The organism is Actinoplanes sp. NPDC024001 (assembly GCF_040638955.1).
Taxonomy (GTDB): domain Bacteria; phylum Actinomycetota; class Actinomycetes; order Mycobacteriales; family Micromonosporaceae; genus Actinoplanes.
The window spans coordinates 1-12819 of the sequence record NZ_JBEZZB010000015.1 but is presented as its reverse complement, the minus strand read 5'-3'; the positions used below and the strand labels follow the sequence as shown (position 1 = coordinate 12819).

Genomic DNA, 12819 nt, shown 5'->3' with positions numbered 1-12819 from the left:
GGTTGGGCGACCGGCAGCCCGACTCCCGGAGCACCGGTCAGCCAGCCCGCTCCAGGCTCACCGGCCAGCAGTTGGGCGGCAGCCGGCAACCCCACTCCCGGATCACCGGGGAGTCATCCTGCGCCTGGCTCACCAGCCGGCAGCTGGGCGGCCGGCAACCCTGCTCCCGGATCACCACCCGGACAGCCCACGCCCGGATCACCGGGCGGTAGCTGGGCGGCAGGCGAGCAGCCCACGCCGGGATCACCAGCCAGCGACTGGGCGGCGGCCGGGCAGCCTCCGCCCGGATCACCAGCTAGTAACTGGGCAGCGAACGGGCAGCCCACGCCCGGATCACCGGCCAGCGACTGGGCGGCAGGTGGGCAGCGCACGCCGGGATCGCCCGGCGGCGACTGGGCGGCGGGCGGGCAGCCCACGCCGGGTGACCCTGCCGGGAGCGTTCCGCCGCGGGATCCCAGCGCGACCGCCGTCCTTCGTACGATCGATGCTCCGACCGGAATTTTGCCCACCGTGCCCACCGGCACGCCGGCGGCGGGGAAGCCCAGCGCACCCCCGCCCGGCGCGGCCGCTCAGGCCGCGCGTGAAGCGGCCGGGCCGGACGCCGTGGTCGGCGCGGCCTCGGTCGCCGCAACCACCGCCGCGGTCCGCCCCGGCGGGCCGGACGAGGCCAAGCCGGCGGCCGACGACGCCGAGCCCATCAAGCCGAAACGCGGTGAGCGGGTGGTCAAGCTCAGGCCGGAGCAGACCGACGAGGGCTATAAGAGCGTCTACTCCGAGCTGACCCGCCCGACGCTCGGTTCGCGGATCCGGACCGGCATCCGGACCTCCGGCGAGCTGATGATCACTTTCGGTCTGGTTGTGCTGCTGTTCGCCGGCTATCAGGTCTTCGGCAACTCGGCCGCCGTGCAGAACGAGCAGGACGACCTCGCTGCGGAACTGGACGAGGCGTGGGCCGATCCGACCGTCGCCCCGAGCGCGAGCAGCAACGTGAAGGCGCCGAAGGCCCCGAAGGCCGGGCTGGTCGGCCGCCTCTACATCCCGAAGTTCGACAAGAAGTGGGTGGTCGTCGACGGCGTGGAGCCGGACGACATCAAGTACGCGCCGGGCCACTACCCGGAGACCGCGCAGCCCGGTCAGGTCGGCAACTTCTCGGTGGCCGGCCACCGCATCAAGAAGATCTTCTGGCGTCTCGACGAGCTCCAGGACGGCGACGTCATCGGCGTGGAGACCAGGGAGAACTGGTACGTCTACCGCGTCTACGACCTGCAGATCGTCAAACCGCACCAGGTCGAGGTGGTCGCCGCGGTGCCCGGCAAGCCCAAGGCGAAACCGACCAAGGCGCTGCTCACCCTCACCACCTGCAACCCGAAGTTCAACAACTACGAGCGGCTGATCGTGCACGCCGAGCTGGCGCAGACACTGCCGCGCGACCAGTCGCTGCCGGACGCCGGTATGCCGGCGGAGATTAAGGCCTGAACTGATGTACGCGTGGATCTGGCGCAAGCTCCCGGGTGCCGTCTGGAGCAAGCTGACCCTGTCGCTCGTGCTGGTCTCGGCGATCGGTGCGCTGCTCTGGTACGTGGTGTTCCCGTGGGCCACCCCGCTGCTGCCCTTCGACGACGTGCAGGTCGAGGCCGGCACCGAACAGACCGACTCGAACCCGGTGACCCCCGGCGGCAGCGCCGACCCGGACGCTGACGCCCCCGAGGAAATCCCCTACAGCACCACCTCCCACCAGCCCGAGCCCAGCCCCAACAGGTGATGACGTGCGCATTCTGGTGATCGACAACTACGACTCGTTCGTCTTCAACCTGGTCCAGTACCTCGGCCAGCTCGGCGCCGACTGCGAGGTGCGGCGCAACGACGAGATCTCGGTGGCCGACGTCGGCACCTTCGGCGCCGCCGGGATCCTGCTCTCGCCCGGGCCGGGCGAGCCGACCCGCGCCGGGATCATGATGGACGTCATCAAGGAGTACGCCGGCAAGCTCCCGATGTTCGGTGTCTGCCTCGGCCACCAGGCGATCGGTGCCGCGTTCGGTGCGACCGTGACCCGGGCCCCCGAGCTGCTGCACGGCAAGACCTCCGAGGTGCATCACCGGGGCGACGGCGTGCTGGCCGGGCTCCCGGACCCGTTCACCGCCACGCGTTATCACTCCCTCGCCGTCCTGCCCGAGACGCTGCCGGCCGAGATCGAGGTGACCGGGCAGACCGAGTCGGGCGTCGTGATGGCGATGCGCCACCGCGAGCTGCCGATCGAGGGCGTCCAGTTCCACCCGGAGTCGGTGCTGACCGAGGGTGGGCACACCATGCTGGCGAACTGGCTGGCCTCCTGCGGTCTGCCGTCGGCGCTGGAGAAGGCTCCGGCGCTGGCCGCCGAGGTGGAGACCCGCCGGCGTTCGGCGTTCGCCACCGCCTGACACCGGAAAGGCCGGTCACCCCGTGGGGTGACCGGCCTTTCTCGTGTTCCGGGTCCTACTCTTCCTCGCCGCCACCGCCCGTGCCGGGCGGCTCGCTCGCGTCGGCGGACGGCGGCACGCTCGGCTCGGTGTTCTCCCCGATGACGCCGAGGACGATCACCGTGCCCCGGTCGACCTTCTTGCCGGCCTTCACGCTCTGCTTGGCCACCTCGCCGGGCTCACCGTCGCCCTGGACCACCTCGGTCGAGACGTCGAGGCCGCGCTCCTCCAGCAGGGCGCTGGCGACCTCTACCGACTTGCCGACCACGTCGGGCATCTCGACCTGGTTGCCCTTCGAGACCTCGACGGTGATCTCGGTGCCCGGGTCGACCTCCTTGCCCTCGCTCTCGACCCGGATGACCTGGCCCTTCGGCTGGACCGAGTTGACGTCGCGGATGCGCGGCTCGAGGCCCCGCTCCTTCAGCGCCGCCTCGGCGGCCGCCTGCGTGCCACCCACCAGGCCTTCCGGCACCTCGACCGGCTCGGGCGGGTTGCACACCGTGTAGGTGACGGTCTGGGTCGGCTGCACCTGGGTGCCCTGCTGCGGATCCTGGGCGACGATCTTGCCGTCGCACTCCTTGTCGATCGTCGGGTCCCCCGGCTGCCCGGTCAGCTGCACCTTGGCGAGTTCGGCTTTCGCCTGGTCGGGGGTCAACCCGACCAGCGTCGGCATCGCCACCGTCTGCGGCTGGGTGGGGGTGTCGTCGTCCCGGTTCTGCAGGGCCAGCGCGACACCGAGCACCACCACCACGAGGAAGGCGAGCCCGGCCAGCGCGGCCATCACCCAGGACGACTTGTTCTCCGGCTTGCGCGGCGGGGCCACCGCGGCCGGCACCGACTGCTGCATGGTGGTGGCGCCCTGCGGCGGCCACTGTCGCTGAGCGCCGGTCATCGCGACGGTCTCGGCCTGGCTCATCACCGGCGTGGCCATCACCGGGCGACCGGAGACCGCGCGCAGGGCGTCGGCACGCATCTCCTGGGCGCTCTGGTACCGGTTCAGCGGGTTCTTGGCGAGCGCCTTCAGCACGATCGCGTCGATCTCGGGCGGCAGGTCGCGGACGATCGTGCTCGGCGGCCGAGGGTCCTCCCGGACATGCTGGTACGCCACACTGACCGGGCTGTCACCGACGAACGGCGGGTGCCCGACGACCAGCTCGAACAGGACGCAGCCGGCCGCGTAGACGTCGGAACGCGCGTCGACGGACTCGCCGCGGGCCTGCTCCGGCGAGAGGTACTGCGCTGTGCCGATCACCGCGCTGGTCTGCGTCATCGTGGTGGCACCGCTGGCCAGTGCCCGGGCGATGCCGAAGTCCATCACCTTGACCTGGCCGTTCTGCGTGATCATCACGTTGCCGGGCTTGATGTCCCGGTGGATGATCCCGTGCCGGTGGCTGAACTCCAGCGCGGCACAGATGTCGGCGATCATCTCCAGCGCGCGGCGCGGCTGAATACGCTGCTCCTGGGCGAGAACTTCCTTCAGCGTCCGTCCGTTGACGAACTCCATCACGATGAACGGAAGCTTCTCGCCGGTGGCCGACACCTCTTCGCCGGTGTCGTAGACGGCGACGATCGCCGGGTGGTTCAGCGCCGCCGAGTTCTGGGCCTCACGCCGGAACCGCTCCTGGAACGTGGCGTCGCGGGCCAGGTCGGAGCGAAGCATCTTGATGGCCACGTCGCGGCCGAGACGCAGATCGCGCCCCCGGTGCACCTCTGCCATGCCGCCGTAGCCGAGCAGCTCGCCGACCTGGTACCTGCCACCGAGCAGGCGGGCCTGCGCCGTCATAACGTCTGTCGTCCTTCGTTCAGTCGGATCCGGCCGAGCTGGGCATCGGCCTTCATAAGACGGTACGACGCCACCAACACTGGGTCAGCGACCACGCCCGAGCGGAGGATAGCCGCAGAGCTGCTGTGATAGCCCAGCGTGTTCCCTGCGGCGGCACTGCCGTTGCCATGTCGTAACAGGAACGAGATGACCCCGGCGCAGAGCAGGACGAGAAGAGCGAGCACGACGGCCAGAACCACCAGCACCTGCCGGCCGAAAGTGCTCTCCGGCTTGGCGGCGGGTGCGGCCGGCGGCGGGTACGCATTGACCGGTGCCCCCGACTGCGGCCGGTACGGCGGCGCCATCGGAGGCGGCGGGGCGGACGGCACCGAAGCAGCGCCGCGGGCCCCGGAGACCGGGCGCGGCACCGAGGCCCGGGCCGCCGCACCGGACTGTGGCCGTGCCGGCGCCGGGCTGATCGGACGTGCGGCCCGAGCCGGCTGCTGCTGCGGCTGCGCCACCGGCTGCTGCACCGCGGTGGTGAGCGAGGAGGCGGCCTGACGGGCGACGGTCGCCATCGCCGAGGCGCTCGGCCAGCGGGCCGACGGGTCCTTCGACATCGCGCGTTCCACAATGGCGCGAACCGCCGGCGGGATGTCACCGGGCAGCGGCCGCGGGTTCTCCCGGACGTGCTTCATCGCGATCTCGATCGGGGTGGCCCCGTCGAACGGCCGGTGCCCGGAGAGGCACTGGTAGGCGACCACACCCAGGGCGTACACATCGGATGCCGGGGTGGCCACGTCGCCCGCGGCCTGCTCGGGCGAGATGTAAGACGCTGTACCGAGCACCGCGCCGGCCACCGTCAGCTGGCCGACCAGGGCCGAGCGCGCGATGCCGAAGTCGGTCAGCACCAGGGTGCCGTTCGGGCGTACCAGAAGGTTTCCGGGTTTGACGTCGCGGTGCACGATGCCGTTGGCGTGGGCGGCCTGCAGCGCGTCAGCGGCCTGCGCGACCAGCGCCATGGTGCGCGCCGGCGTCAGCCGGCCGACCCGGCTCAGCGTGCGGGAGAGGGCGTCACCCTCGACGTACTCCATGACCAGGAAGGCGATCTGCTGGTCACTGCCGTAGTCGTAGACGTCGACCACACCCGGGTGGTTGATGGTCGCCATGGTCCGCGCCTCACCGCGGAACCGTTCGGCGAAGCCGGGCTCGTCGAGGAGCGCGGGCAGCAGGATCTTGACCGCGACGGTACGGCCCAGCACCTCGTCGGTGCCGCGCCAGACGTCGCCCATGCCGCCGCCGGCGATCCGCTCCTCCAAGCGGTACCGCCCACCGAGCGTGACCCCCGGGCGGATCATGTCAGTCCCCTCCCCGGCCCGCCGCGGCCTTCATGATGTGCCCGGCGATCCGGGCAGCCTCGGCGCTCGGGCTGCGGCTACCGGGCACGTTCTCCAGCATGACGCAGACGGCCGAAACCGCCTCACCCTTGGAGTTGAATGCGAAGCCGATGAACCACCCGTGGTTGTCCGCGCCCTCCGCGTTCTGGGCCGTGCCGGTCTTGCCACCGACCTCGAAGCCGTCGATCTGCGCGTTCCGGCCGGTGCCGTCCTCGACGACACTGACCATCATCTCCTTGAGCTTCGTCGCGACGTCCGCCGAGATCGGCTCGCGCAGCGTCTGCGGCTCCGCGGTGTAGAGGGTCCGCCGGTCCGGGCCGAGAAGCTTCTGCACCAGATACGGCCGTTGCTGCTCACCGTTGTTGGCCACCGTGGCGGCGATCAGCGCACCCTGCAGCGGCGTCATCCGGACGTCGCGCTGGCCGAGCGAGGACTGGGCGAGCGCGGCGGTGTCGGTGCTGCCGTCCGGGTTCGCGATGGCACCGGTGCGGCTGGCGGCGACCGAGAGGCCCTCGCCGGTCTCCAGGTTGCCGGCCTTGAGGCCCTCGTCCTCGAAGCCGAACGCCTGCGCGGTCTGCTTGACCTTGTCCGCGCCCAGGGCGACACCGAGCCGGGAGAAGCCGGTGTTGCAGCTGGTCCGCAGCGCGTCCTTCAGGGTGATCCGGCCACCGGGGCAGACTTCGTCGGCCGAGTTGCGGATGGTCGCCCCGCCCTCGCGGTAGACGGCGCCCGCCTCGATCTCGGAGGTGAGGTCGTAGCCGTTCTGCAGGGCCGCCGCCGACACGATCACCTTGAACACCGAGCCGGGCGGCTGCGTCGCGGCCACCGCACGGTTCAGCAGCGGCTGATCCTTTTCGCCGTTGAGCTTGTCGTACGCCTTCTTCGCCGCTGCCTGGTCGTGTGTGACCAGCGGGTTCGGGTCGAAGCTCGGCATCGAGACCATTGCCTGGATCGCACCGGTCCGCGGGTCGATGGCGACCGCGGCACCCCGCTTCGCTCCGCGCTCGTTGTTGGTCATCTGTTTCCAGGCGACCTCCTGAGCCTTGGTGTTCAGCGAGAGCAGCACGTTGCCGCCGCTGGTCTCCTCACCGGTGAACATCTGGCTGATCCGGTCGGCGAGCAGTTTGTCGCTCTGGCCGTTGAGGAACTCGTTCTCGATCGCCTCGATGCCGACCGCACCGAGACCGACCGGCTTGTACCCGAGGACCGGCGCGTAGATCTCTTTCTTCGGATACACGCGCAGGTACTTCAGGTTGTCGGTGGTCTCCTTGCTCTCGGCGAGGTACTGGCCGTTCGCCTCGATCACGCCACGCGGCCGCTCGTACTCGGCGATCATCACGCGGTCGTTGCGGGCGTGCGTACGGTACTCGTCGGCCTTGTACGCCTGGATCCAGTTGAGGTTGGCGAAGATCATCCCGAACAGGACGAGGACGACCACGCCGGCACGGCGGAGAGGGGCGTTCACGGCTTGATCACCTCCGTCATGGCGCCGTGTAGCTGGGCGGGTGCCTTCTTCGGCCCGGACCGTTCCGGTCCACTGCTGGTGGCCGGGCGGCGAGCCGCGTCGGAGATGCGCAACAGCATGGCGATGAGCAGCCAGTTCGCCATCAGCGAGGAGCCACCGGCGGAGAGGAATGGAGTGGTCTGACCGGTCAGCGGGATGAGCCCGGTGATACCGCCGAGGATGACGAATACCTGCAACCCGAGGGTGAAGGCCAGGCCGCCGGCGACCAGCTTGCCGAACGAGTCGCGCACGGCGAGGGCCGCGCGCAGACCCCGCTCCACGATCAGCAGGTAGAGCACGAGCAGGGCGGAGAGGCCGAACAGGCCGATCTCCTCGCCGAGCCCGGCGAAGATGAAGTCGGTGCGCACCTCGGGCACCTCACCCGGAGACCCGGCACCCGGACCGCTGCCGAACAGGCCGCCCGTTCCGAGGCCGAGCAGGCCCTGCACCAGCTGGTAACTGCCGCCGACTCGGTCGTAGTTCTCCGCGTCGAACGGGTTGAGCCAGACCTCGGCGCGATCGTAGAAGTTCGCGAACGGGCCGCCGACCGAGGCGCCCAGCAGGTAGGCCACGTAGACGCCGCCGAAGAACAGCAGCAAACCGATGATCAGCCAGCTGGCGCGCTCGGTGGCGACGTAGAGGGTCACCACGAACAGCCCGAAGTACAGCAGGGCGGTGCCGAGGTCCTTCTGGAAGACGAGGATGAGCAGGCTGAACAGCCACACCGTGATGACCGGGCCCAGGTCCCGGCCGCGCGGGAAGTCGATGCCCAGGAACCGGTGGCTGGCCAGCGACAGCACCTCACGCTTGCGGACCAGGTAGTACGCGAAGAACGAGACCAGGGCCAGTTTCGCGAACTCGCCCGGCTGGATCGAGACGCCGCCGAAGCGGATCCACAGTTTGGCGCCGTTGACCTCGGAGATACTGGCGGGCAGCACCGCCGGGATCATCATCAGCACGATGCCGGCCAGGCCGAGCGTGTACGCGTACCGTGAGACGATCTTGTGGTCCCGGACCACCAGCAGCAGCACCGCGGCCAGGATCAGCGAGAGCAGCGTCCAGGCCAGCTGACGCCCGCCGGTGTCCGCGAAGATGCCGGGGATCGGCTTGTCCTGAGCGATCGCCCGCGCCATGTCGAGACGGCGCAGGAAGGCCACGCCGATCCCGTTGAGCAGGGCCACCGAGGGAAGCAGCACCGGGTCGGAGAAGGGCGCAGCGAACCGCACCACCACGTGCAGGCTCAGGAACAGCACGCTGAGCAACGCGGCCGGAACCCAGAAGTTGGGCTGCAGCGACTCGAACTGGTGCAACTCAACCGTGGCGCCGAAGACCAGAACGATCAGCATGGCGAACCCGAGCAGACCCAGCTCGGCGTTACGGCGTGTCTTCCATCCCGTCGGGATACGCGACATCTCGCCCGTGGAGGCGGGCGTGGGAGCCGGTACGGCGGGCGCGGTCAAGAAAATCCCCAGACGTGTAGGCCGTGCTCAGTTGACGGTCCGGCACAGGGCCGGGTCGTCGGCGCTCGGAGCACTCGCGGTCGGTTGGGCGTTCGGGGTGGCGGGGGCACTCGAGACGGGGGCGCCGGACGCCAGCGGCGCCGCGGGATTCGACGCAGCGGTGCTCGGGGTGGTTCCGCCCGGGACGCAGACCGGCTTCAGGTTCGGATTCGGGTTCGACGGTTCCTCGCTCGTCAAGTCGGCGAGCACGTTCTTCGCATCGGCCTGGCTGTCGGCCTGTATGCCCTGCTTGACACGATCCTGAGCGACGGTGGTCAGGTCGTCGAGCTGGACCGCGCTGGTCTCACTCACGGTCGACAGGTCCAGGCCGGCGATCTGCCCCGGAACGCCCCGGAAGATGGCGAGCTGACCGGCCTCGGTCGCGCCCACGTAGTACTGATCCTGGGTGTACTGCCAGCCGGCCCAGAGGCCGCCACCGAGCACGCCGAGGAGCAGCAGCACCATCAGGGTGGTTCGCACCGGGTGGCCCGCGGGCTCCGGTTCGTAGCCGTTGGTGGCCGGCTCCGGCTGGGCCGGCCGCGGCGGCGGTTTGAGCGCCGCCGCCCGGGCCGCGGACGTGGAGCTGTCCGCCACCGTCGTGTTCCCGCGGTCGATTGAGGCCGCCCCGCCGACGATCGGCGACTGCTCGACGATGTCGTCGATCGCGTCCGCGATCACCACGGTGATGTTGTCGGGGCCACCGCCGCGGAGCGCGAGCTGCACCAGCCGCTCGACACACGCTTTCGGGTCGGTGAGCTCCCGCATGGTCTGCGCGATCGTCTCCCCGCTCACCACACCGGAGAGGCCGTCGCTGCAGATCAGGTAGCGGTCGCCCTTGAGCACCTGGCGGACCGAGTACTCCGGGTCGATGTCGCGGCCGTCCAGCGCCCGGGTGAGCAGCGAGCGCTGTGGATGGCTGCTCGCCTCCTCCGGACTGACCCGGCCCTCGTCGACGAGCATCTGAACGTAGGTGTCGTCCTTGGTGATCTGCGAGAACTCGCCGTTGCGCAACAGATACGCCCGGGAGTCGCCGATGTGCACCATGCCGAACTTGCTGCCCGAGAAGAGCACCGCGGTCAGCGTGGTGCCCATGCCCTCGAGCTGTGGGTTGGCGTCGACGGTGTCGCGTAACTGCTGATTCGCAGTACCGACGGCGTGCCGCAGGGCATCGACGAGGGCGTCACCGGGGACGTCGTCGTCGAGAGGCGCCATGGCGGCGATGACAATGTTGGACGCGACGTCACCGGCGGCCATGCCGCCCATGCCGTCCGCGACAGCAAGAAGCCGCGGCCCGGCGTAGACGGAGTCCTGGTTCAGGTCTCGGATCAGACCGCGGTCGCTCTGAGCGGCATAGCGCAGGGTCAGGGTCATGGCCGTAACTCGAGAGAAGTGCGCCCGATCCGGATCGGAACGCCAAGGGGGACTGGAGTGGGTCCGGAGACCTTACCGCGATCTAGGTAAGTGCCGTTGGTCGAGCCGAGGTCCTCCACGAACCACTGCCCGTCGCGCGGCACCAGACGGGCGTGCCGGGCGGACGCGAAGTCGTCGGTGATGACGAGCGTCGAATCCTCGGCGCGCCCTATCGTGATCGGGGCTTCACCGAGCGTGATCCGGGTGCCGGCCAACTGGCCGGCGGTCACGACGAGTTGCCGCGCCGCCTTACCGCGCTTCGCCTTCGCCGGCCGGCCCTGGAGCACCGCACCACCCACCCCCCGAGGGCTGGCAACGATGCTCTTGGACCGGGAACCCGCGAAGAGATCCCGTCGGATGACCCCGACCACGGTGAACACGAATATCCACAGCAGGATCAGGAATCCGAAACGGGCGACGGTGAGGACGAATTCGGGCAAGGTCGCTAGCCGTCCACTCGGAAGGTGAGCGTGGTGGTCCCGAGCTGGATCATGTCGCCCGGGTTCAGCGCCACGGCCGACACTCGCTGGCCGTTGACCATCGTGCCGTTGGTGGAGCCCAGATCGGTCAGCACCACCTGGTTGCCGTCGTAGTCGAGCCGGGCGTGCCGGCGCGAGATGCCGACGTCGGGCAGGCGCAGGTTCGCCTGGTCGCCGCGGCCGATCACGGTCGAGCCCATCTGCAGCGGGTAGGTCCGCCCGTCACCGGAGACCAGGCCCACACTGCGCGGCCCGCCATGGCCACCGTGACCGCCGTGCGGCTGGTAGCCGCCCTGCTGGTCATAGGGCGAGTACTGCGGGCCGGCGTCGTAGGCCGGCTGCTGCACCGGGGCGACCTCGCCACCGGTGTAGACCTCGGCCGTGACCCGGAACATGCCCGTGTCCAGCCCGTCCCCGCGCTCGATCTCGACGATCACGTCGCCGTAGACGGTCCAGGCCTGCTCACCGATGAACTCGGCCTGCGACTGCGCGAGCTCCTGCGCCAGTGCCGCCGCATAGGGCGCCAGCCGACTGTGGTCATAGGGCGACAGGTCGATGACATAGCGGTTGGGCACGAGAGTGCGGCCACCGGCGAGGATGGCCTTGTGCGCCTCGGCCTCCCGCTGCATGGCATTCAGAATCTCCACAGGGTGCACGACACCCTTGAACACCTTCGCGAAGGCCCCTTCGACCAGGCCTTCCAATCGCTTTTCGAAGCGTTGCAGCACGCTCACCGGCTCCTCCTCGGGTTCCGAGGACATGATGGTATCCGGCGGCCGCTTGCGCATCCGTAGCCCAAGAGCAGCCGGCACTTCTGACCCTCGTATGACGCCCCTCGACGCCGTGCTAATGTTTCCTGCGTCGCGGGGCGATATCAACTCGCTGGGCTTTCCAACAAGCTTGGTACTGCTCTCGCTTAGTGACGTGCGACAGCGTAGTCTGTCGCAGCCAGTAACTAGAAGCAGGCCCGACCGGCCCGCTTCAAGCCAACGAGGTCATGTATATGATCTTGAAGGCAAGTCACATGGGGATGTGGCGGAATGGCAGACGCGCACGGTTCAGGTCCGTGTGTCCGAAAGGACGTGGGGGTTCAACTCCCCCCATCCCCACGAGTCGCCGAGGCGCCCTCTGTCCGCAAAAAGCGCGGACCGGGGGCGCCTCGTCATGCTAGCCGGGGGGCCGAGCCCCCCGAACCCCCCACGTTGCGGTGGGTGCGCTTGGCATCTTCCGTCACCCTTGTGTGGGGCGTCTAACACCTTTTTGGTACGGAGAAAGATCCGTCGTGGGGGTGGAAGATCCACCTGTCACTCGGTCGGGTCGAGTTGAGGGTGGCGCTATGCTCGCCGCCTTACTGTCATCAGGGCTGGAGAGTCGTCGGTGTCCGTCACACCTACCGGTACCGCTCGGGGTAAGCGCAACGTGCTCGGCGTGCTCGTCGACGCGACCGATTACGCGACCGCTACCGCGCAGATCATCGAGGCGGCCCGGGAGCACCGGCCGTTCGCGGTTACGGCGCTCGCGGTGCACGGGGTGATGACCGGGGTGCAGGATCGCGCGCACAACGCGCGGCTCAACTCGTTCGATCTGGTTACGCCGGACGGGCAGCCGGTGCGGTGGGCGCTGAATCTGCTGCACGGTGCTGGGCTGCAGGACCGGGTCTACGGGCCAACCCTGACACTTAAGGTGGTCGAGCAGGCGGCGGCCGAGGGTCTGCCGGTCTATCTGTACGGGTCGACACAGCCCACGCTGGATCGGCTGGTCCCGGCCCTGCAGGGAATGTTCCCGGCGCTGAAGATCGCTGGGGTGGAGGCGTCGAAGTTCCGCAGCTCGAAGCCGGGGGAGGCCGCCGAGATCGCCGAGCGGATCAAGGCGTCCGGTGCCCGGGTCGTGCTGGTCGGCCTCGGCTGCCCGCGGCAGGAGATCTTCACCTACGCGATGCGGCCGTATTTGGACATGCCGCTGCTCGCCGTCGGCGCCGCCTTCGACTACCACGCCGGCCTGCTGAAGAACCCGCCCGCGTGGATGCAGAAGTACGCGCTGGAGTGGCTGTGGCGCCTCGGCCTGGAGCCCAAGCGCCTGTGGAAGCGGTACGTGCTGCTGAACCCGGCCTACCTGAGCCGGCTCGCCGCGCAGAAGCTGGGCGTGTGGAAGGCCACCCCGCCGGCACCGGCCACCGAGCCGGTGCACGACTTCGCCGTGTGACGGCTACCCCTACGGGATTCGTTCCGGGCTTTGCCCGGTTTCGTTCGGCGCCGTTCCGGTGAACGCTGTCGATGTGGACATCGCTGTGGACGTCATCCTGATCGGCACCC

General features: G+C 69.4%; 10 protein-coding genes, 1 tRNA gene and 1 pseudogene. 5 read left to right on the top strand and 7 right to left on the bottom strand.

What is annotated here, in order from left to right; genetic code table 11:
* Positions 1-699: 699 nt before the first annotated feature.
* The 3 genes and pseudogenes from AB0F81_RS08310 to AB0F81_RS08300 form a co-directional block, all read left to right on the top strand.
* A pseudogene (locus AB0F81_RS08310) lies at positions 700-1476 on the top strand (class E sortase); the annotation flags it as partial.
* 4 nt (positions 1477-1480) lie between these two features.
* Positions 1481-1762 (top strand): hypothetical protein, encoded by a 282-nt coding sequence (locus AB0F81_RS08305; protein ID WP_360192953.1) that lies wholly within the window; start codon positions 1481-1483, stop codon positions 1760-1762.
* A gap of 4 nt (positions 1763-1766) precedes the next feature.
* Positions 1767-2417, top strand: coding sequence for an aminodeoxychorismate/anthranilate synthase component II (locus AB0F81_RS08300; protein WP_360192950.1), 651 nt, complete (start codon positions 1767-1769; stop codon positions 2415-2417).
* Positions 2418-2472: 55 nt separating this feature from the next.
* Here AB0F81_RS08300 and pknB read toward each other — a convergent pair whose 3' ends face one another.
* The 7 genes from pknB to AB0F81_RS08265 form a co-directional block, all read right to left on the bottom strand.
* Positions 2473-4239 (bottom strand): Stk1 family PASTA domain-containing Ser/Thr kinase, encoded by a 1767-nt coding sequence (gene pknB, locus AB0F81_RS08295; protein ID WP_360192948.1) that lies wholly within the window; start codon positions 4237-4239, stop codon positions 2473-2475.
* On the bottom strand, positions 4236-5576 hold the full coding sequence (locus tag AB0F81_RS08290) for a serine/threonine-protein kinase (RefSeq protein ID WP_360192945.1): 1341 nt from the start codon (positions 5574-5576) through the stop codon (positions 4236-4238). The genes pknB and AB0F81_RS08290 overlap by 4 nt, the downstream gene beginning before the upstream one ends.
* 1 nt (position 5577) lies before the next feature.
* Entirely contained in the window at positions 5578-7080 is a 1503-nt protein-coding gene (locus AB0F81_RS08285; protein WP_360192942.1) for a penicillin-binding transpeptidase domain-containing protein, read from the bottom strand.
* Positions 7077-8531: an FtsW/RodA/SpoVE family cell cycle protein gene (locus AB0F81_RS08280; protein ID WP_360192939.1), complete on the bottom strand. Its 1455-nt coding sequence runs from the start codon at positions 8529-8531 to the stop codon at positions 7077-7079. Before AB0F81_RS08280 ends, AB0F81_RS08285 begins: the two co-directional genes overlap by 4 nt.
* Before the next feature lie 75 nt (positions 8532-8606).
* Positions 8607-9989, bottom strand: a complete 1383-nt coding sequence (locus tag AB0F81_RS08275; RefSeq protein WP_360192937.1) for a BofC C-terminal domain-containing protein — start codon at positions 9987-9989, stop codon at positions 8607-8609.
* Positions 9986-10468: an FHA domain-containing protein gene (locus AB0F81_RS08270; protein ID WP_196412347.1), complete on the bottom strand. Its 483-nt coding sequence runs from the start codon at positions 10466-10468 to the stop codon at positions 9986-9988. Before AB0F81_RS08270 ends, AB0F81_RS08275 begins: the two co-directional genes overlap by 4 nt.
* Before the next feature lie 5 nt (positions 10469-10473).
* Entirely contained in the window at positions 10474-11268 is a 795-nt protein-coding gene (locus AB0F81_RS08265) for a DUF3662 and FHA domain-containing protein (RefSeq protein WP_360193146.1), read from the bottom strand.
* 265 nt (positions 11269-11533) lie between these two features.
* Here AB0F81_RS08265 and AB0F81_RS08260 point away from each other — a divergent pair.
* Positions 11534-11616 (top strand) — tRNA-Leu (locus AB0F81_RS08260).
* A gap of 268 nt (positions 11617-11884) precedes the next feature.
* A complete protein-coding gene (locus AB0F81_RS08255) occupies positions 11885-12709 on the top strand; it encodes a WecB/TagA/CpsF family glycosyltransferase (protein WP_360192934.1) in 825 nt (274 codons plus the stop codon).
* Positions 12710-12819 lie beyond the last annotated feature (110 nt).

What these genes read in the sequence shown, in the direction of transcription:
- AB0F81_RS08280 (WP_360192939.1), bottom strand. Translation starts at nt 8,531, where the DNA reads ATGTCGCGTATCCCGACGGGATGGAAGACACGCCGTAACGCCGAGCTG.
- AB0F81_RS08265 (WP_360193146.1), bottom strand. Translation starts at nt 11,268, where the DNA reads ATGTCCTCGGAACCCGAGGAGGAGCCGGTGAGCGTGCTGCAACGCTTC.
- AB0F81_RS08290 (WP_360192945.1), bottom strand. Translation starts at nt 5,576, where the DNA reads ATGATCCGCCCGGGGGTCACGCTCGGTGGGCGGTACCGCTTGGAGGAG.
- AB0F81_RS08305 (WP_360192953.1), top strand. Translation starts at nt 1,481, where the DNA reads ATGTACGCGTGGATCTGGCGCAAGCTCCCGGGTGCCGTCTGGAGCAAG.
- pknB (WP_360192948.1), bottom strand. Translation starts at nt 4,239, where the DNA reads ATGACGGCGCAGGCCCGCCTGCTCGGTGGCAGGTACCAGGTCGGCGAG.
- AB0F81_RS08275 (WP_360192937.1), bottom strand. Translation starts at nt 9,989, where the DNA reads ATGACCCTGACCCTGCGCTATGCCGCTCAGAGCGACCGCGGTCTGATC.